Genomic DNA, 26,160 nt, shown 5'->3' on the forward strand with positions numbered 1-26,160 from the left:
CATTACCCGATCAATCGGCACCTGGTCGGATCCGACCACAGCATTGATCATTTTTTGAAGGTTCTTAGGACGTCATACTTCGCCGAAGCACATCAAGCGCCCACCGGATCCCGCTTCGAGCAGCGAGGCCTCCCCCGTTGCCGGGACGCTCGGGGCCGTGTTGTGGCACGCGCGCCCCGCCGCATCCGGGCGGGACATCGCATTTCGGGGACGGTCGGTCAGCGAGCCGCTCGGGTCGGGGCGTCAGGTCACGCCAGCAGCCAGCCGATCGTCGCGAGGGTGAGCATCGACAGCGCGGTGCTGGTGATCACGATCCCGCGTGCCACCGAATCGGCCTGGCCGTACTCGCGGGCGAAGATGTACGCGTTCTGCGCGGTGGGCAGGGCCGCGCAGACCACGAGCGCGAGCAGCTCTGCCGGGCGGAGCTGCGCCAGAAGCCCGAACAGGTACGCCAGCAATGGCTGGGCCAGCAGCTTCAGGGCCGACAGTCCCAGCACCTCGCTCCGTTCGCCCGCCAGGCCCGGACCGCGCACGGTCAGGGACAGGCCGAGGGCGACCAGGGCCGCGGGCACGGCGGCGTCGCCGAGCAGGGCGAGCGGGTCGGCGATCATCGGTGGCGGGTGCCGGCCGAAGGCCGAGCAGAGCGCGCCGGCGGCCATGCCGAGGATCACCGGGTTGCGCAGGGGCAGGCTCGCCAGCCGGGACAGCCGGAAACCACGGTCGGCGCCCCGGTCCAGGAGCGTGAGCACGATGGGAGTGATCACCAGGACCTGGAACAGGAGCACCCCGGTCAGGAAGGTGGCGTCGCCGAGCACCTGCAGCGCGACCGGGATGCCGAGATTCGCGGAGTTCACGTAACCGGCGGCCATCGCGCCTATCGTGGCCTCGCCGGGCTTTCGCCGGAAGACCCGGCGGCTCAGGACGAAGCCCAGAGCCATGGTCACGACGGTGCTGGCGGCGAAGGCCCCCAACGCGGGCACGCTGAACGACAGCCGAGTCCGCGTGAGAACGGAGAACAGCGCGGCCGGCATCGCGAGGTGGAAGACGAAACCGCCGAGCACCCGATCGGCCTCCGGGCCGAGCAGCCGGAAACGCCCGGCCGTGAAGCCGAGCAGTGTCAGCGCCCAGATCGGGATGAAGGCCGCGATCAACGGGGGACCATCACAGCTTCCTCACCTCGGCAGGGTTCGAGCGTACCTTGCCGATCTTGACGGCCCGAAGCCGGGGCTCGGCGAGCATCGGACATGCGGCGTCGGCGTGGTCGGGCGGAAGCAAGCCGCCGGGCGGCTACGACGAGTAGCCGAATCGACGGCTCGTGACATGGACCGGCCGCAGAGAAGCCGTCCGGAATGACTTTGGCCGCTCATCCTGAGCGTTCAGGATGGTGAGCCCGTCCGGTTCCTTTTCTGTCGTCGGATCGGCGGCGGGTCAGCGGCGGGTCAGCGGCCGGGGGCGCGGGTGACGATTTCCTGGAGTACCCAGCCGTTGCCGTCGGGGTCGCTGAAGGAGGCGAACGATCCGTAGCTGCGACGCTCCGGGTCCGGACCGGCGACGCGTCCTTCCGTTCCGGCGTGGTGGAACACTCCGTCCGCGTCGTGGAACACCTCGCTGACGTCGACGCCACGGGCGGCGAGGTCGGCCCGGGCGGCGACGATGTCGGTGACGATGACGTGCAGGCCCTGAACGGAGCCCGGGAGCGCCGACGTGACTCCATTGCCGATGATGACGGACGCCTCGGAACCAGGGGGTGTCAGCTGCACGACGCGGAAGTCGTCGCCGACGGCAAAGTCGGCATCCAGCCGGAAATCCAGATTTTCGTAAAAGGCCTTGGCGCGATCGACGTCGGAGACGGGGAGCGTCAGTACTTCAAGCTTCAGGTCCATGATGTGCCTCTCTTGGTGCCCCTGGTGAGACTCGCACCTTTGCGCGTCACCGGTTCAACTGGTGACGAGCATGGCATGGCGTTCCGTCACCCGTCAATGCGGTGACGCATGATGATTCGTCACCTGGCAGACTGGTGACATGGAGCACGCATTCCCCTGTGGCAACCTGGCTCTCGATTTCGTCGGGACGCTGCGAGCGCGACGCAACCCCGTGCCGACGGACATGCTCGCGTCTCCGCGCAGCCTGGATTCCTGGTTCCGGGAATCCGGACTCGTCGATGTCGACGGCAACGCCCGCCCGGCCGATCTCGACGACGCGATCGCGCTGCGGGAGGCGATCTACGCGCTCGTCATCGCGCGAATGAAGAACATCCGGTACGACGAGGACGCGCTCGCGCTCGTGAACCGTGCGGCGGGCCTGCCCTCCGCGATCCCGCGCCTCACCCAGGGCGGCCGGCGGACCGAGGCGACGACGGGGCAGGCGATGTCGTCGGTGGCGAGGGACGCGATCGACATCCTCGGCGGCCCCCACGCCCCACGTCTCAAGGAATGCACCCGCCCCGAGTGCACCCAGGTCTACCTCGACCATTCACGAGGCGGACGTCGCGAATGGTGCGCGATGCAAACCTGCGGCAGCAGGGTGAAAGCGGCGGCCTACCGCGCGCGCAAGCGGCGGTCCGCCGCCGTCTAGTGCCGCACCCGTCGACTCGTCGAGGGGCCGGCCATCCATACCCTGGTGCTCTTGGCATCGTCGCCCAGCACGATGTGGATCTGGTGACCTGGGTCGATCAGCCGGTCGAGTGCCTGCGGCTTTTACCTCGACGATCCTCCACGAACCGACGCGGTGCGGCGTCAATCAGATCCCAGGCCGGTGTGGGCGGCGCAGAAGGCGAGGATGTCGGCCTGCAGCGCGCTCCAGCGGGACGCGGCGCGCGGTCCGTGGCCGACGCCTTCTTCGTAGCGCAGCAGGATGGGGTTGCCGGAGGTGGTGGCGTGCTGGAGGGCCGCGGTCATCTTGCGGGTGTGCATGGAGTCCACGCGCGCGTCGTGGTGCGGGCTGATGAGGAGCACAGCGGGGTAGGCGCTGCCCGGCCGGACCCGGTGGTAGGGAGAGTAACCGAGCAGGGTGTCGAACTGGTCGGCCTGGTCGGGGTCACCGAACTCGGTGACCCACCAGGGACCCAGGCCGAAGTACGGGTAGCGGACCATGTCCAGGACGGCGGCGGAGCAGGCGACCGCGGCGAACAGCTCGGGGCGCTGGGTGAGGGCGGCCGCCACCATGAGCCCGCTGTGTGAGGCTCCCTTGATCGCGAGCTGCCGCGGGGTGGTCCACCGGTGATCGATCAGCCAGGTGGCGGCGGCGATGAAGTCGGCGAAGGCGTTGGGTTTGTTGAGGCCGCGGCCGGCGGCGTGCCAGTCGGTTCCCCGCTCTCCGCCGCCGCGTACGTTGGCGATCGCGTAGGTTCCGCCGGCCCGCACCCACGCCAGGATCGTGGGCGAGTAGGCGGGCAGGCAGGAGGCACCGAATCCGCCGTAGGCGGTCAGGAGCGTCGGACGCGGACCTGACGCGTACGGCCCGGCGGCCGGGGCGATGAGATACATCCGCACCGGGGTGCCGTCGAGAGATTCGTAGGTGATCTGGCGGATCCGCGGGGGTGGTTGCCCCGGCTCCGCCAAGCCGGAGACGCGGCCGGGGACCGAGCCGGAGGGGGCGGGGACAGCGGTGGTGACCGGGGTGGCGGGGGCCGGGACAGCGGTGGTGGCCGAGGTGGCGGGATGGCAGCGCCGGTCGCGCAGGCTGAAGCGGTAGACGGCCGGGGCGGTGACGAAGTCGCTGTAGCTGAACCACGCCTCGGCGGCGCCATGAGCCGGTGCGGTGAGCCTGGTGATGGATCCGGGTCCGGGCGTCGGCACCTCGGCGATCCGGTGGCCTTCGCCGTCGTGCAGCGACAGCTCGGCCGCCCCGTGGCGGGAGCGGCTCAGCAGCAGGTAGACCTCCTCGGAACCGGAACCGGAACCGGGTACGAGGCCGATGCCCGGAGCGGAGGTAGAGCCGGGGACGGTGTCGAGGCCGATGCCCGGAGCGGAGGTAGGACCGGGGACGGGGCCGGATTCAAGGGGAAGGGCGGGACCGGGGACGGACGCGGCGACAGGACCGGGAGCGAAAGCAGGGCCGGGGACGGTGGGGCGGGCTACAGCAGCGGCGCTGTCGGAATCGGGACCGAGAGCGGGGAGTGGGACGCAGCCGGTGAGTACGGCGGGCGGGTCCTGGGCGATCAGGGTGCGCCAGGCCGGGGCGCGGGGATCCGCCAGGTCGACAGCGCACACCCGGCCGAACGGCGCGCCCGCGTCGGTGATCGCGTAGATCCGGCCACCGGGGCCGAAGGTGAGCACCGCCTGAGCGCCGTCGGCGCTCCCGTCATGGAGAAGACGCGGCCGCAGGACGTGCTCCTGCCCGGCGGTCACCTCGGCCAGCCACAGCAGATTGCCGCTCTGCGCTCCTGGCGCACAGCTCAGCATCAGCCACCGCCCCTCAGGGCTGATCTTGACCGACAGCTGCGGGGAGCAGGTCTCGAAGACCACCGCGTCACGGTCGGAGTCGTGGCCGAGGCGGTGCAGCCGGACCTGGCGCTGTGGCGCCGCCCCGGAGCCGCGGCTCCGGGAGAGGGTGACGTAGTAGAACCCGTCATCGCCGGCCAGCCAGGCCGTCGGCGTGGCCCGGCCCGGAACCAGCGGGCCGTCGACGACCCGGCGACCGGCCACCTCCATCACCCACAGCGCGGGCCGCTCATCGCCCTGGTAGGAGAGCTGGTAGGCCAGCAACTCTCCCGTCCAGGACGGCCGCCAGGCGTCCAGCGTCGTGCGTCCCGACGGATCCACCACCAGCGGATCGAGCAGCGCACGCGGCGGCTCGCCGTCCTCGGCGACCATCAGCACGGGCAGCTCCTGGTCGGGGGCGCGGTGCAGGAAGAAGCGACGCCCCGCCCGCCGTAGCGGCGGTGTCACCGCGGGAACGGCCACCGCGCCGTTGCCGGCCAGCTCCGCGACCACCCGATGGAACATCTCCCGCTGCGGCCAGGTGGCCGCCTGCGTCGCCAGTAGATCATCCTGGGCGGCCAGCCACGCCGCGCACTCGGCGCCCTCATCCGACTCCAGCCAACGGTAGGGGTCGGCCACCGTGCGCCCATGCAGTTTCTCGACCAGCTCTTGACGCCGCGCCGCAGGATAGACGATCTGCTCCTTGACTTTCTCTTGTCGTGCCATTGTCGCCGGTTCGCCTCGCCTGATTGAGCTCCCACCCGGCAGTGGGCTTCCCACCCGGGAAGCCCACTGGCCTTTGAGGTTTCAGCGGTGATGTTCAGTCGACGTTTCCGTCGACCAACTCGATCCGCCAGTCTTCGACAGAGACCACCTCATCAGCGAGGATGCTCATGACATCGAGTGGAAGTTCGGTCATGGTCTTCTCTCTTCTTTGCCGATTAACGGCCTCTCCCTGAGGCGCCTGTTGCACGTCACGCCCAGTTTGACGCCATTGATTACTAATCGACTATGTTCCTCCACTTTGACTTACCTGCCTATGAGAGTGGCGGGTTCGCTCACCTAAAATCTCGGCCAGGAAACGGCCAAGTGCCGCGCGCTCGAAACGCTCGCGATGGTTTCAGAGATGGTCCACCTCCGCGTACGGCAGGCCGCCCGACAGCGACGGGAAGCCGGAACCCCGGTCGAAGAACGGGGCGTCCGCGGGGACACGGGCACGCAGCTCGTCACGGAGGCGGCCCGTGCCCTCCTCATCGATCGACAGCTCGTCGGCGGGGCCGTGAAGGATCACGCCGTAGTGCTCGCGGGCCCCTTCTGCCGAGACCTTGCCGTCGCGGACGTCGGCGGCCACCAGCGCAGGGGCGCGATCCAGCGGCGAACCCCAGCCGCCCCCACCCGTGGTGCGCACGCGAATGACCTCGCCCGCGCGGACCGGCGAGTCGTCCACCAGTCCCTCCATCACCCGGCCCTCGATCTCAACGACGAACGGCCGGCCGGCCCGGCCGCCGTTCACTCCCCAGCAGGACAGGATCGAGCGGTCGGCGATGGACATGAACGAGGCGTCGCGGAGCATTCGCAGATGCTTGTCATAGCCGAGACCTCCCCGGTAGAGACCCGGACCGCCGGAGTCCTGCGCCAGGCCGAGCCGTTCGACCCGGAACGGCCAGCGGGACTCGGCGAACTCGACCGGGATGTTGCGCGAGTCGGGGACGACGTGGATGGTGTCCTCCCCGTCGGCGTACCACCGTCCGCCCGAGCCGCCGCCGAGGACCTCTCTCATCAGGTACGGCATGCCGTCGAGGCCCTCGCCGTAGACGCCGGTGTAGCGGATGGTCTCCTGGTCGGCGGGCATCCGGCCGCCGGTCGCCTTGGCCAGCACCCCGGCCAGCACCCCCAGTAGACGCAGGATCACGAACGTCCGGGCGTTCGTGGGCGCCGGGAAGATCGGGGTGAGCAGGGTCCCCTTCTCCGGGAACCTCATCTCGATGAGGGGGACGACGCCCTCGTTGACGTCCAGCTCCGCCATCCGTTCGGGGGTGTCGGCCAGGTTGCGCAGGATCGGCGCCAGCCACTTCTTCAGAAAAACCCCGTCGGCGTAGTCACCCGCATGGTTGATCGGCCCCTTGGCCTGCGGCGACGTACCGGTGAAGTCGATGATGAGAGGAGAGGTGGCGGTGTGGTCGACGGTGATGGTCATCCGCTGGGTGTGCAGGCGAGGCTCGTCCACCCCGTCGTGCTCGGCGTAGTCCTCCCACACGTGCGTGCCCTCGGGAATCTTGGCCAGCAGCTCCCTGCGGAACGTCTCGGTGGTCTTGGAGATGATCGCGTCGAAGCAGTCTTCCACCGCCTCGCACCCGTAGCGGTCGAACAGTTCCCCCAGCCGCCGCGCGCCCATCAGGCAGGCCGAGCACTCGGCGTCCAGGTCACCGGCGAGCGAGTCGGGCATCCGCGAGTTGCGGGTCATGATCGTGAGCGCCGCCCGGTTGGGCACGCCCTCGTCCCACAGCTTGATCGGCGGGACCATCAGCCCCTCCTCGAACACGCTCCGCGCGTGGCTCGGCATCGAACCGGGCACCGACCCGCCGATGTCGTCGTGGTGCCCGAACGCCTGCACGAAGGCGACCACCGCCCCGCGGTGGAAGACCGGGACCGTGACGCACAGGTCGGGCAGATGCCCGATCCCGCCCTCCGACAGGTAGACGTCGTTGTGGAAGAACACGTCGCCGGGCTTCATCTCCTCGGTGGGAAAATCCCTGACGACGGGCTGGACCAGCGCCGAGTAGGACCTGCCGGTCAGCTTGCGCAGCCGTACGTCGTGGATGCCCGCCCGGAAGTCGTGCGCGTCGCGGATCATCGGTGAGCGGGCGGTCCGCGCGATGGCGGTCTCGACCTCCTTCTCCACCGACGCCAGCGTGCCCTCGACGATCTCCACCAGCACCGGGTCCGCCACACTCACCACTCGATTGACGCTCATCGCCGCACCTCCAGGTTTCCGAAGGCGTCCACGACGGCCGTGAAACCGGGATGCACCGGCAGCGTGGATCCGTACTCCTCGATGACCGCGGGGCCCGCGATCACCGTTCCGGCGGCCAGGTCGGCGCGGCGGTGGATCGGGGCCGGGCCCCACTCGTCGTAGAAGACCTGGCGGGCTCTCGCGGGTTCGGGTTCCGGCGGCACCGTGCCGTACGGCCTGCGCCCGATGGCCGGGCGGGTGATCGGGCCGATGCCCGAGACCCGGAGGTTGACCCACTCGACGCCGTGCCGGGGATCGTCGCGGTAGCCGTACCCGTAGAGCTTCTGGTGCGCCTCGTGGAAGCGGTCCAGCACCTCGGCCCGCCACGCCTCGTCCAGTGGACCTGCCGGGGCGGGCACCCGGACCTCGTAGGCCTGGCCGTAGTAGCGCAGGTCGGCGCTGCGCGCGTAGACGTGCCTGTCGGCGGCGAACCCCTCCCGGTCGAGGGCCTCGGCCGCCTGTCCCTCCAGGTCGCCGAAGATCTCCGCTGCGGCGGGCAGGGAGAGGTCGCGGGTGACGAAGGTGCGCACGTAGTCGTTCTTGACGTCCACCGTCAGCAGCCCGAACGCCGACACGTTGCCCGGGTCGGGCGGGACGATCACCGACGGCAGCCCGAGGATGTCGATCAACCGGCAGACCAGCAGCGGCCCCGAGCCGCCGAAGGCCACCATGGGGAAGTCACGCACGTCCAGGCCGCGTTTGACGGTGATCTGGCGGATGGCGTTCGACTGGTTGAACGCGCTGATCTCCAGGATGCCGGCGGCGGTCCGTTCGGGGGTCAGCCCGACCTTGCCGGCCAGCGCCTCGACTCCCTGGCGGGCGGCGTCCGCGTCGAGCGGGATCTCCCCGCCGAGCAGGTGCGGCGGGACCCGGCCGAGGAAGACGTGCGCGTCGGTGACAGTGACCTCGGTGCCGCCCCTGCCGTAGCAGAGCGGGCCGGGATCGGCCCCCGCCGACCTGGGCCCCACCTTCAGCGTGCCCTCGGGCGAGATCCACGCGACGGATCCGCCTCCCGCGCCCACGGTGACGATGTCGATCATCGGAATCTTGCAGGGATAGCGGCCGATGCTGCCCTCCGTGGTCAGCGACGGCTCCCCGTCGACCACCACCGCGACATCGGTGGAGGTGCCGCCGCCGTCCAGGGTGATCGCCGAGGGGTGCCCCGCGGTGGCGGCGATCAGCGCGGCGCCCAGCGCGCCCGCGGCCGGGCCGGAGAGCACGGTCGTGATCGGCTGGTGCACGACCTCGGCCGCGGACAGCACGCCGCCGTTGCTCTTCATGACGGAGAACGGCATGCCGCTCCCCCCTGCCTCCTCCAGCCGTTCGGCCAGGTTGGCGATGTAGCGGCGCATGGTCGGCTTGACCGCGGCGTCCACCAGCGTGGTGACCGACCGCTCGTACTCGCGGTACTCGCGCAGCACGTCGCTGGAGATCGAGACGACCGCGTCGGGGTGCTCCCGTTCGAGGACCTCGCGCATGCGCTGCTCATGGCCGGGGTTGGCGTAGGAGTGGAGGAAGCACACGCCGATCGCGGTGATCCCCCGCTCGCGGAACCACCTGGCCGCCGCCACGGCCTGCGCCTCGTCGAACGGCCGGACCTCGGCTCCGGTGTGGTCCAGGCGCCCGCCGACGGTCTTGATCCGGTGCACCGGAACGATGCGGGGCGGTTTCACCCAGAAATAGGAGTTGCCGTAGCCGTCGGGGACGCTCTGCCGGGCGATCTCCAGGATGAACTCGAAGCCCTCGGTGGTGACGAAGCCCAGATCGGCGATGCGATCCTCGAGAAGCTGGTTGGTGGCGACCGTGGTGCCGTGCACGACGGCCGACACGGCCTCCATCCCCGCGTCGCCCTCTGTGGCCGCCTTCCGCAGGACCTTCCGTACCCCCTCCATGAATCCGTCGGCCGGGTTGGCGGGGGTGGAGGGGGTTTTGGTCGTGACTATCTCACCGGTCTGTTCGTCCACCGAGACCACGTCGGTGAACGTGCCTCCGGTGTCGACCCCGATACGGACGCTACGCATGCCCCCGTGTCTACCCAGTCCTGCGACGTCAGCAAATCGGCGGACCCTGCCGAAGCTTCGTCTGGTCCTTGGGCAGTGTTGGTCGACGTCGGCCGACGTCCTCCCCCGTCTGAAGGACTCCGCCGGCCGATTCGTTGTGGATCTTCTCGACCCACGCGTTCGACGCCGGACCGCGACACCGGACGTGGCCCGATGGGAATCGGCCGGCGGGGCCCCTCAGGGCGGGGATTCCAACGGCGGCCACTCCACGGGGAGAAGGTCGCGTCGAGGGGAGGACATGGAACGGCCACCGCGCGATGCTCCGAGTACGACAGATGTTCGGAGATCTGTGGTGGCCGTCGTTTCGGGCGTCAGCCCGGGTGGTCTCAGCGGCGGCGGGGACCCATGGTGGAGTTGATCACCGCGTCGGCGTCGTGCGCGTGAATCTTCGCGGCGAGCCGGATGGCGATCTCGTTCGTACGGCGCAGCTCGGACTCGACCCGGTCCTTGCCGGACTGGCCGACCTGCACGCCGAAGTAGGCGCCGATGATCGCACCCGACACCCCGACGAGGCCGGCGAACGCGGCGCTCGTGTCATTGCTGCGCAGTGCGATCACCACGAACCCGATCAGGATGACCACGAGTCCCGTGACCACGACGAAGAACCCGTACCGCCAGCGAGCCGCCTCGGCCTGGGCGGCGACGGCCTCGTCCTCGGTCATCATCGCCGCAAGCGCCGTGGGCATCTCCGAGGTCTCCGCGGTGGAGGGACCGGAGGTTGTAGTGGCTGGGATCTTGCCTAGAGGTGGAGCAGAGTTATTGGTGGTCGTCACAGATTCTCCCACTTTGATAGGCCAAAACGAATCTCCCACGCTTTTCATAATCAAGCCAAGTCAAGCTATGTCTGCTCGTATCACACACTTCTACCAGCGCACCGTCTGCCCAAACAGTCCCACCAGACCCACTAGGCTGGCATCCTGTGACCGAATTGTCTGCGCTCTCCGCTGTTCCCGTCGGCTCCAGGGATGGAGTACTGCGCTTCTACTTCGGCCCAATGGACTGCGGCAAGTCCACGCTGGCCCTTCAGATGAATTACAACCACGGCCGCCAGGGTCGGCGCGGCCTGGTGCTGACCAAGCACGATCGCTCCGGCGGACCCCAGGTCACCAGCCGTATAGGGCTGGGCAGCGAGGCCGTCGAGGTCGTCGACGACCTGGATCTGGTGGCCCTGGTCCGTGCGCACGAGCGCATCGACTACGTGATCTGCGACGAGGCGTGCTTCTACACGGTCGCCCAGATCGAGCAGCTCGCCGACCTCACAGACGACTTCGGCATCGACGTCTACGCCTTCGGCCTGGCCTCGGACTTCCGCTCGCAGATGTTCCCGGCGGCCCAGCGCCTGTTCGAGCTGGCCGACGAGATCAACCGCCTCCAGGTGGAGGTTCTGTGCTGGTGCGGGCGTCCCGGACGCCTGAACGCCCGGGTGGTCGGCGGCGACCTGGTGCGCACCGGCGAACAGGTGGTCATCGGCGACACCGGCGCCGACCCGATCCGCTACCAGGTCCTCTGCCGCCGTCACTACCGCTCCGGCGACCTCGGCCTCTCCACCTGACCTCCCACCCGGCCGGACCCACGAGCGGAATGGCGGGTGGTCTTCCCACCCGCCATTCCCACCGGCCCGGCGCCGTCGGACGGCGCGGAACGGGCGATCTCGCGGCCCGGCGCCGTCGGACGGCGCGGAACAGGTGACCCTGCGGGAACCCTGGGTCAGACGGCGCAGTATCCCTCGTCGTCGCAGGCGTCCCCGCCGGATGCGGCGGCCTTGACGGCCCGGGCCGCCGGGCTCTGACCGGTGCGCTCGGCGACCTCTTCGAGTGCGGCGAGCAGGGTGTCCTCGGGCTGGGCGCCGGAGACGGCGAACTGGCCCTCGAACAGGAACAGCGGCACCGAGCTGACTCCGAGGGCGCGGGCGTGGGCCAGCTCCTCCTTCACCGCGGCCGCGCCGTCCTCTCCCTCGAGGTCCGCCCGCACGCCGAGCTCGGTGGCCAGCTTGGAGAGGGCCTCACGCGAGCCGACGTCGAGGCCGTCGGTGAAGTGGGCCCGGAAGAGCGCGTAGAGCGCCTCCTCCCCCTTGCCCTGCTCACCCGCGAGCCGGATGAGGCGGTGCGCGTCAAAGGTGTTGGCCTGGATCGAGCGATCGAAGTCCAGCACCAGACCGTCCTCGGTGGCGACCTCGGTCACCCTCCCGAACATCTGCGCGGCCCGCTCGGACCCGCCGAACTTCTCCGCCGCCCATTTGAGCGTGAGCTCCCCGTTGGACTCCGCATCCGGCGCGAGCTGGAACGGCCGGAACTCGACCTCCACCTCGCCACCCTTGGCCCGGTAACGCTCGACGGCACGGGCGAAGCGCGCGTGGCCGATGTAGCACCAGGGACAGACCACGTCTGAGTAAATTTCAACCTTCACACGTGGCTGCAACCCGTCCGGAGACCCGCTGATTCCGTCGCCGAGGCCGTTGTTCCCCGTGGGATCGCATGGCCCGGCCCGGCCGGTCCGTCCGTGAGTCCGCTTCGGGTCCGCTTCCGCCACTGACGTGCCCGGCTCTCGGAGGGTTCCGAGAGCCGGTAGGGGCGTCTCAGGCGATCGCCGGACTCAGGTCACGCCGCCCTCGTCGATCGGGTGGAGTCGCTCACTTCGATTTTGCAACTCGTCGATCAGCTGGGACGCCTGGGCCTTGGTGAGGCCCTCCGGCACGTCCACACCCGCTTCCCGCGCGAGCGTCTGCAGGTATGACTCCTGCGGCGCGGTCATCGGCTCGTCTCCCGTCGTCCACTCCTCCGGGTTCTTCTCCACCGGTCCGTTACTCATGCCGAATCCCCCCTCGAACCTCTGTTCGCTTCACCGGCCCCAGCATGCCCCCAGATCCGGAACGCAAACCGCCCCCGCATCCCACCCTCGGCAGTGGCGGTTCACCGCCCCCCCCAACCCCCCCCCGTGGAGACAGGACCTCTGGACGATCTTCTTCTGGGCCGGGTTCGATGCCTACTCCGCGCCGGCCTTCGCGGTTTCGGCGGCGCCGGCCACGCCGGGCCGGGTGAGGCGTTCGGGGTCGACGACCCTGTCGTACAGGTCCTGGCCGACACCTGACCTGAGGGCGGCCTCCCTGAGCGTGAGGTCCTCGTCGAGCGCCCGGTGGGCGATCCGGGCGGCCTTGTCGTAGCCGATGACGGGGCTGAGCGCGGTCACCATCATGACGGACCGGTCGATGTTGTCCCGCAGCTTCGCGGTGTTGAGCCGGACGCCCTCGACGAGGTAGATGCGGAAGTGGTCCATCATGTCCGACAGGATCCGCGCCGAGTGCAGGACGTTGTTGATGATGACCGGGCGGAAGGCGTTGAGCTCGAAGTTGCCCTCCGCACCGGCCATCGAGACCGCGCTGTCGTCGCCGATCACCTGGATGGCGACCATCAGCATCGCCTCCGCCTGGGTCGGGTTGACCTTGCCCGGCATGATCGAGGAACCCGGCTCGTTGGACGGCAGGATCAGCTCGTGCAGGCCCGTACGGGGCCCCGATCCGAGCCAGCGCATGTCGTTGGCGAACTTGAACAGCGACACCGCCAGGGTGCGCAGCGCCGAGGAGACGCGGACCAGCGCGTCGCACGAGGCCTGGGCGGCGAACTTGTTGGGTGCGCTGACGAAGGGATACCCGGTGAGATCGGCGATCCGCGCGGCGACCTCGTCCCCGAACCCCGGCGGCGCGTTCAGCTCGGTGCCGACCGCCGTCCCGCCGATCGCCAGCCGGTACAGCCCGGCGAGGGTCTGCTCAAGGTGGTCGGCGGCGTCCTGGAGCTGGGCGACGTAGCCCGACCATTCCTGGCCGACCGTCAGCGGGGTGGCGTCCTCCAGATGGGTACGGCCGATCTTGACCACGTGCTCCCACTCACGGCTCTTGGCCGCCGCGGAGTCCCGCAGCCGCGCCAGCGCAGGCAGCAGCCGGCTGTCGATCGCCCGCACCGCGGCGATGTGCATGGCGGTGACGAACGTGTCGTTGGACGACTGCCCCATGTTCACGTGGTCGTTGGGGTGGATGGGCTCCTTGCTGCCCAGCCGGCCGCCGACCAGCTGGATCGCCCGGTTGGAGATCACCTCGTTGACGTTCATGTTCGACTGCGTGCCGGAGCCGGTCTGCCAGACGTACAGCGGGAACTCGGTGTTCAGATCACCGCTGATGACCTCGTCCGCGACCCGGCTGATCAGGTCGGCCTTCCACCGGGGAAGGCGGCCGGCCTGTCCGTTGACGTTCGCCGCGGCCTTCTTGATGAAACCGTAGGCGTGGTAGACGGCCTTCGGCATGCGGTCGTCGCCGATGTTGAAGTGGATCAGCGACCGCTGGGTCTGCGCGCCCCAGTAGTGGTCGGCCGGCACCTGGATCTCGCCGAGGGAGTCGCTCTCGGTGCGCGTGCCGGAGGCCTTCAGCCCGATCGGCAGATCCAGGATCCTGGGCGGGGTCTTCTGTCCCTGGTGGGCGGCCATGTCAGGCCGCCCGGACCGGCCGGTACTCCGGCTGCCACATGGCGTCCTGGACCTGCTGGACGGGGTCGTGCAGGTCGACGCGGGCCAGGTTCTCCTGGGCGGCCTGCCTGGCGACCGCGACCGCGACCGTGGCCGAGACCTCCCTGAGGTTGTCCACCTGGGGCAGCAGCGACGCGCCCGGCGTCGAGACGTCCACCAGTCCGCCGACCGCCTCGGCGGCGGCCTGGAGCATGCCGTCGCTGACCCGGCGCGCTCTCGAGACGATCGTGCCCAGCCCCAGCCCCGGATACAGCAGGGCGTTGTTGGCCTGGCCGATGACGTAGGTGACGCCGTTGTAGGTGATGGGGTCGATCGGGATGCCGGTGGCGATCAGGGCGCGGCCGTCGGTCCATCGGATCAGATCGGCCGGCATCGCCTCGATCCGCCCCGTCGGGTTGGAGATCGGGAAGATGATCGGCCTGTCGGCACCGGCGGCCATGGCGCGCACGATCTTCTCGGTGAAGGCGCCGTGGACGGTGGAGGTGCCGAGCAGCATGGTCGGCCTGACCCGTTCGACGACCTCGCAGAGCCCGATGCGGTCTCCCTCGCCTCTCCAGTCGCCGACCTCGGAGGCCGGCCGGGCGTAGGGAGCCTGGAAGTCACGCAGATCGGCCATGTCGTCGATCAGCAGGCCCTGCTTGTCGACCGCCCAGATCCGGCGCGTGGCCGTCTCGCGGTCGAGGCCGTCACGGACCATCGCGTCGCGCATCTGGTCGGCGATCCCGATGCCCGCCGTACCGGAGCCGAAGACCACGATCCGCTGGTCGCGCATCGGCGTGCCGGAGACGCGTACGGCGCCCAGCATGGCCGCGAGCACGATCGCACCGGTGCCCTGCATGTCGTCGTTGAAGGTGGAGATCCGGCCGGTGTACTTCTCCAGGATGCGCCGGGCGTTGGACGGGCCGAAATCCTCCCAGTGCAGCATCGCGTTGGGGAACAGACGGGTGGCCACCGAGACGTAGGCCTCGATGAAGTCGTCGTAGCGCTGTCCCCGCACCCGTGAGTGCCCGTTGCCGACGTAGAGGGGGTCGTTGAGCAGTTGCTCGTTGTCGGTGCCGACGTCCAGCGCGACGGGGATGACCCGGGCGGGGTCGATTCCGGCGGCGGCGGTGTAGACGGCCAGCTTGCCGGCGGCGATGCCGGCGCCGCCGCCCACTCCCCAGTCCCCGATGCCCAGGATCTCCTCGGCGTCGGAGGCGACGATCAGGTCGACGTCGTCGGGCCCGATGCCGAAGTTCCGGAAGGCCTGCTCGATGCCGCCGATGTCGTCGATCGACAGGTAGACGCCCCGAGGCCGGCGGTACTCCTGGCTGTAGCCCCTGATCGCCTGCGCGACCGTCGGGTCGTACACGATCGGCAGCATCTCCCGCAGGTGATCGGCCAGGAGCCGGTAGAAGAGCACCTCGTTGCGGTCCTGCAGCGCCAGCAGGAAGACGTTCTTCAGCAGGTCGGTCGATTGCTCCAGATACTGCGCGTACGCGCGACGGGCCTGCTCCTCCAGCGTCTCGACCACCGGCGGGATCAGCCCGTCCAGAGCCAGGTCCGCCCGCTCCTGGGGGCTGAACGCCGTCCCCTTGTTCAGGAGCGGGTTCTCCAGGACCTCCAGACCGCCCGCCGGGGTGACGTAACTTCCGTCGGGATTCTCCGCGAAGCCGCGGCGCATCCCCTTCGACCGTTCGTTTCTGCTGGACGACATCGCCTTCCCCCGTTTCCCTGGGTGGAGCGTTCACCCGCCGCGCGGGCCCTTTCCCAGGTGGTCGGCGGCCGGCTCATCCCCGCCCAGGCTCCCCGCGACGTCCCTGCTAGGGCTTCCCTATGGGGTGTTATAGACACCAAAACGGCTACAAAATTAGATTTGCCCCAGTTTCGCCGTCCCCTTGGGCCACCCGGAGATCAGAACATCGCCCGGCCGTCCCCTTGGGCCGCCCGACGATCCGGGTGGCCCAAGGGGAGGGGCATTCGCTCAGTCGCCGGTCACGCCGTCGGCCATCTCCCTGAGCAGGTCGATGTGCCCGTTGTGCCGTGCGGTCTCCTCGATCAGGTGCATGATGATCCACCGCAACGTGACAGGTTCACCGGTGCTGATCTTTTTCTTTGACGGAGTATCCAGGTCGAGAGATGCCACAAGCTCCCGATACCGCGCGCACTGGGCTTCGTATTCGGCGAGCAGTCGAACGATCGGGATCTCGACGCCGATGCGCATCTCTCGGTCGGGATCCTCCTTGGTCCACGGACCGTGGTCCTCGGCTCCGAGGAATGTGACCTCGAACCAGGAATACTCCACCCAGTGCAGGTGGCTGACCAGCCCGGAGATGGTCATCAGCGGAGAACCCGGCAGGGACGCCCGGCGGGCGTCGTCCTCGGCGATTCCGGCACACTTCGCGTGAACCGTGGCGCGGGTGTAGTCGAGGAACGTGGCGAGCATCGTGCGTTCGTCCCAGGCGGGAGGGACGTCCGTACGGGAGGCGAGCACGGTGCTCATGGATTCGGGAGCCGGTACGGGAACACGCTCGCCGTCGGAGGCGACCGTTGAATCAGAAACCATTTCAGTCCTCTGTTGGAGTCAGACAGAGGCGCGACCTGGATCGGTCAGATCCGGATCCGGGGAGGCGCCTGCAGATCGGAGCACTCGAAAAACTCAGCAAACTCGGAAAACACTGCGTGCCTCCTTTCCCGTCGGGTGCGCCGCACGATGCGACGGCGCGCCGAGCCTAGAACTCACGGGCCGGGCGGCGCAACAGGAATACGACCACGCGACCGGCCGAAATGATCAAAGTGGATCCGGCGAAAATCCGTGATCACCGCGGCCGGGTTCCGCCCTCTCCTGTGACGCGTGGGGGAGCGCTCCTGCGATGCGCGAGAGCGCCGGGTCCGCGTTCGGAGCCGTACCCGAGGATGGGCAGAGCCCGCGGATGCGGCGGCCCGCGGCCCGGCGCAACAGATTGATCTTGCGCGGAATCGATGGATTTACGATGGGAGTGTCGACTCCAGCACTTTCTACCGTGAAGGAGGCCGGCCCGTGACCGATCACGTCCACGCTCGCCACAGGGATGGCAAGGAGCGCAGCACCGCGATCCTGGATGTCAGCGGGTTGCTGTGGGCCTCCGAGCAGAACGTCGTCGCGGCCCGGCTCGGCCGCTGCCCGGGAGTGCTGGAGGTGGAGGTCAACCCGGTCGCCCAGACGGCGACGGTCCTGTTCGACCCGGCCCTCACCTCGCTGGCGGAGCTGCGCGCCAGCGTGATCGAATGCGGTTACCACTGCGCGGGACAGTCGGTGCCCGCCCATATCTGCGATCCGATGGACGAGCCGGACCCACCGCCCGCAGTCCACGGCGGAGCCGGGACGCCGCCCGCCCCGTACGACACGATGGAGCACGACGGGGCCGAGGCGCCGCCTTCCCCGCATGACACAGGCCACGGTGGAGCCGAGACGCCACCCGCCCCGCACGACACGATGGAACACGAAGGAGCCGAGGCGCCGCCCTCCTCGCACGACGCGATGGACCATGGCGGGCACGCCGGGATGTCGATGGCCGCGATGGTGGCCGACATGCGCAACCGGTTCCTGGTGGCGCTGCTGTTCTCGATCCCGATCGTCATGTGGTCGCCGATCGGCACCGAGGTGCTCGGCCTGGACCTGCCGGTTCCCTTCGGGCTGCGCCCGGACATGTGGGCGCTGCTGCTCAGCCTGCCGGTGATCTTCTACTCGTGCCGGCTCTTCTTCAGCGGGGCGGTACGGGCGCTGCGGGCCCGCACGCTGGACATGATGGTGCTGGTCTCGGTGGCGGTCGGCGCGGGCTGGCTGTACTCCCTGATCGTGACCCTCACCGGCGGCGGCGAGGTGTTCTACGAAGCCTCCACCGTCCTGGCCGCCTTTGTTCTGCTGGGGCACTGGTTCGAGATGCGCGCTCGCGGCGGCGCCAACGACGCCATCCGCACCCTGCTTGACCTGGCCCCGCCCAGGGCGGTCGTCATCCGCGGGGACGCGCTGGTCGAAGTGCCCACCGCCGAGGTCGTCACCGGCGACCTGCTGCTGGTACGTCCCGGCGCGAAGATCCCGGTCGACGGGGTCGTCGAGGACGGCGACAGTGAAGTGGACGAGTCCGTGGTCACCGGCGAAAGCCTGCCGGTGCACAAGCAGCCGGCCTCGGCCGTCATCGGCGCCACGATCAACCGCAACGGCACGCTGCGGGTACGCGCCACCAAGGTCGGCGCCGACGCCGCCCTGGCACAGATCGTCAAGCTCGTCCAGCAGGCCCAGAACTCCAAGGCTCCCGGGCAGCGCCTCGCCGACCGGGCCGCCTTCTGGCTGGTGCTCGTCGCACTGGCCGGTGGCGGGATCACCTTCGTCGCCTGGTTCCTGCTCGCCGGTCAGCCGTTCAGCGTCGCGATCTTGTTCGCCATCACCTTCGTGGTCATCGCCTGCCCGGACGCGCTCGTCCTCGCGACCCCCACGGCGATCATGGTCGGTGCCGGGCTCGGCGCCGAGCGCGGAATCCTGTTCAAGAACGCGATCGCGCTGGAGACCTCCGCGCGCGTCCAGGTGGTGGTCATGGACAAGACCGGCACCCTGACCAAGGGCGAACCGGAGGTCACCGACGTCATCACCGACGGTGTGGCGGAGGACGAGGTGATGCGGCTGGTGGCCGCGGTGGAGCGGGAGTCCGAGCACCCGCTGGCCGAGGCGGTCGTCCGCCACGTCGACGCGCGCGGTTCGGACGCGTTGCGGGCCGGACGGTTCGAGAACGTGCCCGGTCACGGCGCCGTCGCCGAGGTGGCCGGCCATCGGGTGATGGTGGGCAACCGGCGTCTGCTTGAGCGTGAGGGGGTGGAGCTCGGCAAGCTGGGCGTCCGCCGGGACGAGGTGGCCGCCGGAGGCCGTACCGCGATCATGGTCGCGATCGACGGCACGGCGGCCGCGGTGATCGGCATCGCCGACGCGCCCCGCCCGACCTCCGCGGCGGCGGTGGCCGCCCTGCACGAACTCGGCCTTGAGGTGGTCATGCTCACCGGCGACAACGCCGCCACCGCGCGGCGGATCGCCGATCAGCTGGGCATCGACACGGTCATCGCCGAGGTGCTGCCCGGCGACAAGGCAGCCAGGATCATCGAACTGCAGACCGGTGGCCGCAAGGTCGCCATGGTCGGCGACGGTGTCAACGACGCCCCCGCACTCGCCCAGGCCGACCTGGGCATCGCCGTCGGCGCCGGCACCGACGTGGCCATCGAGACCGCCGACGTCGTGCTCATGCGCTCCGACCTGCTGGACGTGCCCACCGCGTTGCGCATCGGCCGCGGCACCCTGCGCAAGATGCGCCAGAATCTCGGCTGGGCGATCGGCTACAACACCATCGCCCTGCCGATCGCCGCGGGCGTGTTCGAGCCCGCATTCGGCCTGGTGCTGCGCCCCGAGATCGCAGCCCTGTCCATGTCCGGCTCCAGCATCATCGTCGCCGTCAACGCCCTCGCCCTCAAACTGACGCGCCTGCCCTCGCCGGCCGGCGCGACCTCGAAAGGCGAAACTCGCGCGTGATGCCGGTCCCGCACCGACCGTTGCGGGGTGAAGCGCAGATACCGATCCCGGCCTTTGGAACCTCCCGACCGCCGACGGCTACCGCGTGCGGCGATGGACCACCGAGGCGCCCAGGAGGTCGCCGCCTCTCGCGCATGCGCTGTCGCGGGCCTGGCCATGGCCGACTGCGGTCCGGACATGAGCGGTGTAGAGGTGCCTTGTACGTCAGGCCAGAAACAGGACGGCCAGCCCGAGCAGGAGGTCGAGGACGCCACACCACTCCGCGAACGGACGCGTCACGACCCTGTCGGCCCGCCAGTGGGCCGCGTCCCAGGCGGCGTGGCCGAGCAGTCCTGCGGCCACCAGGTAGTGGCCGAGGTCCGAGGCGACGGACAAGGCGCCCAGCGCGATGACACCGAAGACGAGCATGGCCGACGTCTGGAGCGCGAACGTACCTGGTCTGCGCAGTTGCCCGCGGATCAGACCGGCCGCGACGAGCACGAGCGCGGCGATGATCAGTACGGGCCACAGGTCGATGTCCAGGACTTTCATGAACACCACAGCGACCATCAGTACGACGAGCACGCCCCAAATCGCGCGAGGCCGATCAATGACCGCCGCGGCCAGGTAGCCCAGTGCGGAGATGAACACGATGAACGCGAACTCGCGTCCGTCGTCCAGGTCCGAGGAGACCACGGCGGCGAAGGCGATCGCGAACCATGTCGGCCAGCGGCGCATGAGCGCTGCCGCGATGCGGGCGGGACGGGTCTGCCGGTGCACGGCCGTGTCGCGTGCCGGACCGCGAGCGGGGGTGGTCTTCGTCATGACCTGACTGTGACGGCCCCGTCCGCCCTCACCGGGACCAGCCAGACAAAGGGTCCGAAAACTTGGGCTATTGGTCTTACCGACCCTGCGTTGGGGCCATGGACGGACGTCGGGTCGGCCACGACGACGAGGTCAGCGGTCGGGCCAGAGCCCGGTAACCGCCAGCGCATCCTCCGGGGACGACGCGTGCCTGATACCGGCCACCGGGCGCCCGTCATGGTCGAGGAGCCGCCAGCCGCCGAGCTGGACCACGGGGGCACGGCCGCCGCGCATCGCGAGTGCCAGCTCGGACAGCGTTCCCCACGATCCACCGATGACGATCACGGCGTCCCCCGAGTTGACGATGACACTGTTTCGCGCCTCTCCGATGCCGGTCGGGATCACGATGGAAAGGTCCGGGTTGGCGTACTCCCTGTCCGCTCGGGACAGGATTCCCACCACCGTTCCGCCCGCCGATCGGGCGCCGGCCGCCACAGCGGCCATGACTCCCGTGTAACCGCCGCAGATCACCACCGCGCCGCGCTCCGCCAGCAGCCGGCCGATCTCGTGGGCGTTGGACTCGTCTTCGCTGGTGCAGTCGCGCGGACCACAGACCGATACCTGGATCACGATGAGATCCTGCCAGCGCTGCGCCGGTATCAAGCACCGCCACGAGCGAGGCGGGACGGCCGCCGCCTGGCGCGGGCTTCATGCGCAGCGTCTGCCACCCGTCCTCATCCTGCCCAGAGGTGGCCGCGCCCCTGGAAGTCTCCGAACCACCGTGGTGGATTCGCCGGTACGCGGTCACGGGCATCGCACCACAAAAGTGCTGTTTGTGTGCCATAGTGCGCACTGGGGCTTATATGTGACTTTGTACGCAGAAAAGGACATTTCACCCATCTAGCTTGAGGATGCGCGTTGAGAACAGCGCGCACCACTCAAGGGGGAAATGACATGAAGATCACACGAAGCCTGGCGACGGCGGCCGCGACTCTGGCGATCGCCGGTGGCATCATCGCCTCCACCGGCGGAGCCGCCTCGGCCGCCACCGCGACCACCGCGAGCACCGCGGCCGTCTCGGCCGCCACGGTCAGCGCGAGCCAGACCGTGGCCGTGAGCACATTCAACCGCGGCGAGCGCTACCGCTTCGACGGGCACCGGTTCTACCGGTGGTTCAACGGTGGCTGGAGGGCCGTGTCCTTCGATTACGCCCGCTCCCACCACTACGACCGCAACCACCGCGACCGCGACTACGACCGCGACCACAACCGCCGCGACAACGACCGTCGTGACCACAACCGCGGCGACCGGCACTGAGGACCGAAGACCGGCCCGGTAGCACCGCCGGGCCGGTCCGCACCTTCTCCCATGGAGGACGGGGCTCGGCACACGATCCGGCTCCGGCGTTCCTCGGATGCCGTGTCCCGCCGAGCGCGGCTCGCGCTCTGAGGTGAGCCGGCCCGCCCAGGCCACCGGGTTTTCCGAGAAGGTCCCGTCTTCGAAAGCGGAGAAGGCCACAACTTCCAAGAACATGGTCGGCTGACTGGCACCGTTAAGGTCTTCGGGGGCGTGCCGGTCAGCCGATCAGGTGCACGGCGAAGTGGCCGCAGGTCTGGGAGCCAGAGCGTGCGGTACGTCGATTCGCTCATCTCCGAGGCCTGCGGCACAGCGAGAGGGCACCCCGATCGCACGGCGGTGTGCGGCAGGGAACTCGCTGCTAAGCAGCGTCAGCGATCTCTTCGAGACGGGCGGCGAGCTGCTTGGGCTCGCCGTCGACCAGGGCGGCCACGCCTCGCCACCAGGCGAACCACTCGGCGCTGCGCCACATCCAGTCGACCCTTTCGATCGCTGCGACGACGTCGCCCTTGACCTTCCAGACCTCACCCGCCTGCTGGGCGGACGCGCCGTGTCGCAGGGCCCAAGCGTGCAGGATCTCGGCGGCCGGGGCGTCCACCGGCTCCCCGTAGGGATCGGGATCCTCTTCCAGAAGGTGCGGGCCGAGCCCGGCGGCGACGCCCCAGCTCCACTGGGCCTCGGCCGGGCGGGAGTAACGCAGCGAGTCGAAGTCCAGGTTGGAGCCGAGCTCGTCGTCCGGCCGGCGGAGAACCACCGCGTCGAGCCGGCCGCCCGCGTCGAAGGAGACCACGATCCGCTGTCCCGGGGTGGCGTCCTCGGGCAGCTCGACCCGGTCCTCCGCCTGCCAGGAGTTGAGATCGGTCACGGCGAAAGGGCGGCCCCAGGCTCCGTCCGCCACGTCGTCGGCGATCCAGGCGGCGAGCATCTCCAGCACGGTCAGGTCGGTCCACGGGTCGATCGCGGTCGAGGTCCGGAGCACCTCGTCCGGCGCCGGCAGCTTGCCGCCGCGCTCGCGCCGCCACCATTCCTCGCCGAGCTCGCGGGTGCCGACCAGCAGTCCGGCCAGCGCGGCGAGCTCGGTGGACCTCCGGGTGAGCGGAGCGCCGCGTGCCAGCTCGACGCAGCGCTCGACGCGGTCGATGCCCAGCACCGTCCCCGCCTCACGCAGCAGAACTGCGGCGTCAGGCCGCTCCTCACCCAGCAGATCACGTATAAGTCGTCTGGCCTCGGTCCTTGCGTCCTCCGCACGTGCCTCCCGCATACCGACACGGTACGCCGGTAGATCCTTAAGCGCGAGGTTCTGAGAACGGGCTCGCCGTGCCGTCGTCCTCCGGTGACTCCCCCAGATAGGCGGCCCGTCCCACCACGTAGGCGGCCACCGCCACCGTGACCACCTGGAAGACGCCGATGAGCAGCAGCATCCCCACGACCGTCCAGCCCGGGTCGCGCAGGCCCATGGCCAGCAGGATGAGCAGAAGTCCGAACACCTGGGGCTTCGTCGCCGCGTGCATGCGCGCCAGGGTGCCGGGGAACCTGACCATCCCGACTCCCGCCGCGAACGCCAGTCCCGCGCCCAGCAGCACGCACGCCGCGGCGGCCATATCCAACGGGGTCAACGGACCCACCTCCCGGGAAACCGGATTGGAACGATCAACGGACCCACCTCGCCGAGAGCCTGGCCGTCGTGACAACCGGCCCACCTCGCGGAAACCCAGGCCGATGTGACCAACGGACCCGGCTCGCGAAAGACCCGATCGGCGCGATCATCGGGCTCGCCCCGAGAAGAACCTGGCCAGCGAGACCGATCCGACGAACCCCAGCAGGGACAGCACCAGCAGCACGGGCAGCGCCGAGTATTCGCCGAGTGCCGTCGCCCCGGCTCCGATCCCGCACATCACCACGGCGGTGAGCACGTCCAGCGCGACCGCGCGGTCCAGCATGGTGGGACCGCGCACGAGCCGGTAGAGCGTCATCGCCGCCGCGCCGCCGAGCAGCGCGAGCACGGTCAGATATACCGCCGTCATCGCGGTTCCTCCTGGTCGGTGTGGGCATGGTCGGATACCCTCGCCCTCACGATTCCTCCTGGTCGGCACGGGCACGATCGGATATGCCATCGCCCTCGCAGTTCCTCCGGGTCAATGCGGGCGTCGTCGGATACACCGCCGTCATCGCAGTTCCTCCTGGTCGGCGCGGGTGCCGAAGGCCGCCAGGATGCGGCTCTCCAGCCGCGCCACGTCCGCCTCGGTGACGGCCCGCGCGTCACCCGTGATGCCGAGCACGTGCAGCACCAGCTGCCTCTCCCTGACATGCGCCTCGAGCACCAGGCTGCCCGGCAGCGCCGACAGGGCCACCGTGATCAGCACGGCCATGACCTCCGACGACGAGCGCAGCCGTACCTCGACGATCTGGACCGGAGGGGCGCCCGGGCGCAACGCCCAGAAGGCGACCCTGAAACTGGAGACCAGCATGTCCACCGCGAAACGGACCAGGAAGACGAGCAGCCCGACGGGGTGGACCCGGAGCCCGGAGTCCAGCACCGGCAGCGGCAACAGCCACACGATGACCAGCCCGGCCAGCAGACCGCCGAGCACGTTGCCCACGGTCAGGTCACCCCAGAGCAGCAGCCAGACCAGCGTGAGCCAGGCCACCTGCGCCGGCGGTACGCGCCTGCCCAGCAGCCGTGGTGCGAAGCGCGGACCTCCTCCCCCGTTCATCGCGCGCCTCCGAACACGCCGGGTCCGCCGTTCACCGCGCGCCTTCGAGCGCCACCGAACCGGCCGTTCACCACGCGCCTCCGAGCGCCACCGGACCGCACGTTCGCCGCATGTCTCCGGACCGGCCGTTCATCGCGCGTCTCCGAGCACTGCCGAGATGTACGGCTCGCGGGCCAGCAGTTCGGTGGCGATCCGTTCCGCCAGGGCGGACAACGGCCCGGCCATGACGGTGTACGACAGGGCCAGCGCCACCAGCGCCATCGTGGAGCCCAGCATGGCGGGCGGCATGTTCACGCTGGTCACGATCGCGCGCCCGGTGATCCCCTCGGTGCCGTGCGCGCGGGAGGCGGGGTCTTCCCCGTCCTCCCGCTCCTCGCTCTCGAGTACGGTTCCCGTCTGCCTGATTCCGGGGGGCGGCGCCCGCCAGAAGGCCTTGCTCCACGTCGTCGCCACCGCGTACAGGGTGAGCAGGCTGGTCATCAGGCTCCCCGCGACCAGGGTCAGCGCCATGGGGCGGCCGTCCGCCACTCCCGCCTGGATCAGCGCCAGCTTGCCCAGGAAGCCGGACATCGGCGGGATCCCCGCCAGGTTCATCGCGGGAACGAAAAAGAGCACCGCGATCAGGGGCGCCAGTTTCATCAGGCCTCCCAGCCTGTCCAGTGAGGTGGTCCCGGCACGGCGCTCGATCATCCCGGTCACCAGGAACAGGCTGGTCTGCACGGTGATGTGGTGAACGACGTAGAACACCGCGCCCGCCATGCCCGCGACGGTGGAGAGCGCCACCCCGAACACCATGTAGCCGATGTGACTGACCAGGGTGAAGGAGAGCATCCGCTTGATGTCGGTCTGCGCCACCGCCCCGAACACGCCGAGCAGCATGGTCAGCAGCGCCGCCCACATCAGCAGGCCGCTCACCGGCCCGCCGGGGAACAGCAGCGCCTCCAGGCGGATGATCGAGTAGATGCCGACCTTGGTGAGCAGCCCGGCGAAGAGCGCCGTCGCGGGGGCGGGCGCGGTCGGATAGGAGTCGGGCAGCCACGCCGACATCGGGAAGATCGCCGCTTTGACCACGAATACCAGCAGGAGCATCAGCTCGACGAGCAGCTTGATGTGCTGGGGAAGGACCGAGAACCGCTCGGCGAGCTGGGCCATCGACACGGTGCCGGTCGCGCCGTAGGCCACCGCGATCGCGACGAGGAACAGCAGCGACGACGTCAGCCCCATCACCACGTAGGTGGCGCCCGCCCGGATGCGGGATTCGGTCCCGCCGAAGGTGAGGAGCACGTAGGACCCGCTGAGCAGCATCTCGAACGCGACGAAGAGGTTGAACAGGTCGCCGGAGAGGAAGGCGTCCGACACTCCGGCAACCATGATCAGGTAGGCCGGGTGGAAGATCGACAGCGGGGCCCTGTCCTCCTGGTCGGCGTAGGCCTGGGCCAGCGAGTAGATCATCACGCACAGCGTCACGGCCGAGGAGACCACCAGCATCAGCGTGGAGAGCCGGTCCGCGACGAGCGAGATGCCGATCGGCGCCTCCCAGCCTCCCGCGCGGGCCACCAGCGGCCCCTCCCTGTCGGCCGCCGGCAGCAGGATCAGCGACACCGCCAGCACCGCCGCGAGGGTGAACACGCTGATGAGCGCCTGAAGCCGGCGCAGCCGCCTGCCGATGGCCAGCTTGAGCCCCGCGGCCAGCAGCGGCAGCACCACGGGCACCGAGATCAGCGCCTCCACCGGCGCTCCCCCCGTGCGTCCCGTACGGCATGCGGCA

The 26,160-nt window shown here is 69.5% G+C and carries 22 protein-coding genes; 4 read left to right on the forward strand and 18 right to left on the reverse strand.

Going from position 1 to position 26,160, the window contains the following annotated elements:
• Positions 1-248: 248 nt before the first annotated feature.
• Positions 249-1,151: an AEC family transporter gene (locus DKM19_RS32350; RefSeq protein WP_110700946.1), complete on the reverse strand. Its 903-nt coding sequence runs from the start codon at positions 1,149-1,151 to the stop codon at positions 249-251.
• Between the two features lie 288 nt (positions 1,152-1,439).
• The gene (locus DKM19_RS32355; protein ID WP_110700948.1) at positions 1,440-1,883 is read right to left on the reverse strand and encodes a VOC family protein; all 444 of its coding nucleotides are present in this window, start codon (positions 1,881-1,883) and stop codon (positions 1,440-1,442) included.
• A gap of 139 nt (positions 1,884-2,022) precedes the next feature.
• On the opposite strand from DKM19_RS32355, the gene DKM19_RS32360 reads away from it, so the two are divergent.
• The gene (locus tag DKM19_RS32360) at positions 2,023-2,574 is read left to right on the forward strand and encodes an ABATE domain-containing protein (protein WP_110700950.1); all 552 of its coding nucleotides are present in this window, start codon (positions 2,023-2,025) and stop codon (positions 2,572-2,574) included.
• Between the two features lie 161 nt (positions 2,575-2,735).
• Here the strand turns inward: DKM19_RS32360 and DKM19_RS32365 are convergent, their stop codons facing one another.
• The 4 genes from DKM19_RS32365 to DKM19_RS32380 all read right to left on the reverse strand — a co-directional run bounded on the left by DKM19_RS32365 (position 2,736) and on the right by DKM19_RS32380 (position 10,180).
• Complete coding sequence (locus tag DKM19_RS32365; protein WP_110700952.1) at positions 2,736-5,147, reverse strand: prolyl oligopeptidase family serine peptidase; 2,412 nt, start codon at positions 5,145-5,147, stop codon at positions 2,736-2,738.
• Positions 5,148-5,541: 394 nt separating this feature from the next.
• Positions 5,542-7,395 (reverse strand): hydantoinase B/oxoprolinase family protein, encoded by a 1,854-nt coding sequence (locus DKM19_RS32370; RefSeq protein ID WP_110700954.1) that lies wholly within the window; start codon positions 7,393-7,395, stop codon positions 5,542-5,544.
• A complete protein-coding gene (locus DKM19_RS32375) occupies positions 7,392-9,455 on the reverse strand; it encodes a hydantoinase/oxoprolinase family protein (RefSeq protein WP_110700956.1) in 2,064 nt (687 codons plus the stop codon). Before DKM19_RS32375 ends, DKM19_RS32370 begins: the two co-directional genes overlap by 4 nt.
• A gap of 365 nt (positions 9,456-9,820) precedes the next feature.
• Entirely contained in the window at positions 9,821-10,180 is a 360-nt protein-coding gene (locus DKM19_RS32380) for a hypothetical protein (protein ID WP_239513699.1), read from the reverse strand.
• A 233-nt stretch (positions 10,181-10,413) separates the two neighbouring features.
• Between DKM19_RS32380 and DKM19_RS32385 the strand changes: the two genes are divergently transcribed.
• The gene (locus DKM19_RS32385; RefSeq protein WP_089206446.1) at positions 10,414-11,046 is read left to right on the forward strand and encodes a thymidine kinase; all 633 of its coding nucleotides are present in this window, start codon (positions 10,414-10,416) and stop codon (positions 11,044-11,046) included.
• Between the two features lie 155 nt (positions 11,047-11,201).
• Here DKM19_RS32385 and DKM19_RS32390 read toward each other — a convergent pair whose 3' ends face one another.
• The 5 genes from DKM19_RS32390 to DKM19_RS32410 form a co-directional block, all read right to left on the reverse strand.
• A complete protein-coding gene (locus DKM19_RS32390; RefSeq protein ID WP_089206445.1) occupies positions 11,202-11,900 on the reverse strand; it encodes a DsbA family protein in 699 nt (232 codons plus the stop codon).
• A gap of 186 nt (positions 11,901-12,086) precedes the next feature.
• On the reverse strand, positions 12,087-12,302 hold the full coding sequence (locus DKM19_RS32395) for a DUF3072 domain-containing protein (protein ID WP_110700958.1): 216 nt from the start codon (positions 12,300-12,302) through the stop codon (positions 12,087-12,089).
• Between the two features lie 174 nt (positions 12,303-12,476).
• Complete coding sequence (fumC, locus tag DKM19_RS32400) at positions 12,477-13,967, reverse strand: class II fumarate hydratase (RefSeq protein ID WP_110700960.1); 1,491 nt, start codon at positions 13,965-13,967, stop codon at positions 12,477-12,479.
• Position 13,968: 1 nt separating this feature from the next.
• Positions 13,969-15,702, reverse strand: a complete 1,734-nt coding sequence (locus DKM19_RS32405; RefSeq protein ID WP_305000269.1) for an NAD-dependent malic enzyme — start codon at positions 15,700-15,702, stop codon at positions 13,969-13,971.
• A gap of 267 nt (positions 15,703-15,969) precedes the next feature.
• Positions 15,970-16,488 (reverse strand): DinB family protein, encoded by a 519-nt coding sequence (locus tag DKM19_RS32410; RefSeq protein WP_110700962.1) that lies wholly within the window; start codon positions 16,486-16,488, stop codon positions 15,970-15,972.
• A gap of 537 nt (positions 16,489-17,025) precedes the next feature.
• On the opposite strand from DKM19_RS32410, the gene DKM19_RS32415 reads away from it, so the two are divergent.
• Entirely contained in the window at positions 17,026-19,539 is a 2,514-nt protein-coding gene (locus DKM19_RS32415) for a cation-translocating P-type ATPase (RefSeq protein ID WP_110700964.1), read from the forward strand.
• Positions 19,540-19,743: 204 nt separating this feature from the next.
• Here the strand turns inward: DKM19_RS32415 and DKM19_RS32420 are convergent, their stop codons facing one another.
• Both DKM19_RS32420 and DKM19_RS32425 read right to left on the reverse strand, forming a co-directional pair.
• Complete coding sequence (locus DKM19_RS32420; protein WP_110700967.1) at positions 19,744-20,343, reverse strand: hypothetical protein; 600 nt, start codon at positions 20,341-20,343, stop codon at positions 19,744-19,746.
• 132 nt (positions 20,344-20,475) lie between these two features.
• Positions 20,476-20,952 (reverse strand): TIGR00725 family protein, encoded by a 477-nt coding sequence (locus DKM19_RS32425; protein ID WP_239513700.1) that lies wholly within the window; start codon positions 20,950-20,952, stop codon positions 20,476-20,478.
• A 324-nt stretch (positions 20,953-21,276) separates the two neighbouring features.
• On the opposite strand from DKM19_RS32425, the gene DKM19_RS49950 reads away from it, so the two are divergent.
• A complete protein-coding gene (locus DKM19_RS49950) occupies positions 21,277-21,639 on the forward strand; it encodes a hypothetical protein (RefSeq protein ID WP_162641944.1) in 363 nt (120 codons plus the stop codon).
• Between the two features lie 400 nt (positions 21,640-22,039).
• On the opposite strand, the gene DKM19_RS32435 is transcribed toward DKM19_RS49950, so the two are convergent.
• The 5 genes from DKM19_RS32435 to DKM19_RS32455 all read right to left on the reverse strand — a co-directional run bounded on the left by DKM19_RS32435 (position 22,040) and on the right by DKM19_RS32455 (position 26,123).
• Positions 22,040-22,939, reverse strand: a complete 900-nt coding sequence (locus DKM19_RS32435) for a hypothetical protein (protein WP_110700969.1) — start codon at positions 22,937-22,939, stop codon at positions 22,040-22,042.
• Positions 22,940-22,964: 25 nt separating this feature from the next.
• A complete protein-coding gene (mnhG, locus tag DKM19_RS32440; protein WP_110700970.1) occupies positions 22,965-23,294 on the reverse strand; it encodes a monovalent cation/H(+) antiporter subunit G in 330 nt (109 codons plus the stop codon).
• A 147-nt stretch (positions 23,295-23,441) separates the two neighbouring features.
• The gene (locus DKM19_RS32445) at positions 23,442-23,702 is read right to left on the reverse strand and encodes a monovalent cation/H+ antiporter complex subunit F (RefSeq protein ID WP_089206438.1); all 261 of its coding nucleotides are present in this window, start codon (positions 23,700-23,702) and stop codon (positions 23,442-23,444) included.
• A 141-nt stretch (positions 23,703-23,843) separates the two neighbouring features.
• Complete coding sequence (locus DKM19_RS32450) at positions 23,844-24,392, reverse strand: Na+/H+ antiporter subunit E (RefSeq protein ID WP_110700972.1); 549 nt, start codon at positions 24,390-24,392, stop codon at positions 23,844-23,846.
• Positions 24,393-24,521: 129 nt separating this feature from the next.
• Positions 24,522-26,123, reverse strand: a complete 1,602-nt coding sequence (locus tag DKM19_RS32455) for a Na+/H+ antiporter subunit D (protein WP_110700974.1) — start codon at positions 26,121-26,123, stop codon at positions 24,522-24,524.
• Positions 26,124-26,160 lie beyond the last annotated feature (37 nt).

Source organism: Streptosporangium sp. 'caverna' (genome assembly GCF_003203775.1).
Taxonomy (GTDB): Bacteria; Actinomycetota; Actinomycetes; order Streptosporangiales; family Streptosporangiaceae; genus Streptosporangium; species Streptosporangium subroseum.

Excerpts from the sequence above, each read along its gene's own strand:
- DKM19_RS32355 (WP_110700948.1), bottom strand. The coding sequence starts at position 1,883 with ATGGACCTGAAGCTTGAAGTACTGACGCTCCCCGTCTCCGACGTCGAT.
- DKM19_RS32360 (WP_110700950.1), top strand. The coding sequence starts at position 2,023 with ATGGAGCACGCATTCCCCTGTGGCAACCTGGCTCTCGATTTCGTCGGG.
- DKM19_RS32365 (WP_110700952.1), bottom strand. The coding sequence starts at position 5,147 with ATGGCACGACAAGAGAAAGTCAAGGAGCAGATCGTCTATCCTGCGGCG.
- DKM19_RS32370 (WP_110700954.1), bottom strand. The coding sequence starts at position 7,395 with ATGAGCGTCAATCGAGTGGTGAGTGTGGCGGACCCGGTGCTGGTGGAG.
- DKM19_RS32375 (WP_110700956.1), bottom strand. The coding sequence starts at position 9,455 with ATGCGTAGCGTCCGTATCGGGGTCGACACCGGAGGCACGTTCACCGAC.
- DKM19_RS32380 (WP_239513699.1), bottom strand. The coding sequence starts at position 10,180 with ATGCCCACGGCGCTTGCGGCGATGATGACCGAGGACGAGGCCGTCGCC.
- DKM19_RS32395 (WP_110700958.1), bottom strand. The coding sequence starts at position 12,302 with ATGAGTAACGGACCGGTGGAGAAGAACCCGGAGGAGTGGACGACGGGA.
- fumC (WP_110700960.1), bottom strand. The coding sequence starts at position 13,967 with ATGGCCGCCCACCAGGGACAGAAGACCCCGCCCAGGATCCTGGATCTG.
- DKM19_RS32405 (WP_305000269.1), bottom strand. The coding sequence starts at position 15,702 with ATGTCGTCCAGCAGAAACGAACGGTCGAAGGGGATGCGCCGCGGCTTC.
- DKM19_RS32410 (WP_110700962.1), bottom strand. The coding sequence starts at position 16,488 with ATGAGCACCGTGCTCGCCTCCCGTACGGACGTCCCTCCCGCCTGGGAC.
- DKM19_RS32420 (WP_110700967.1), bottom strand. The coding sequence starts at position 20,343 with ATGACGAAGACCACCCCCGCTCGCGGTCCGGCACGCGACACGGCCGTG.
- DKM19_RS49950 (WP_162641944.1), top strand. The coding sequence starts at position 21,277 with ATGAAGATCACACGAAGCCTGGCGACGGCGGCCGCGACTCTGGCGATC.
- DKM19_RS32435 (WP_110700969.1), bottom strand. The coding sequence starts at position 22,939 with ATGCGGGAGGCACGTGCGGAGGACGCAAGGACCGAGGCCAGACGACTT.
- DKM19_RS32445 (WP_089206438.1), bottom strand. The coding sequence starts at position 23,702 with ATGACGGCGGTATATCTGACCGTGCTCGCGCTGCTCGGCGGCGCGGCG.
- DKM19_RS32450 (WP_110700972.1), bottom strand. The coding sequence starts at position 24,392 with ATGAACGGGGGAGGAGGTCCGCGCTTCGCACCACGGCTGCTGGGCAGG.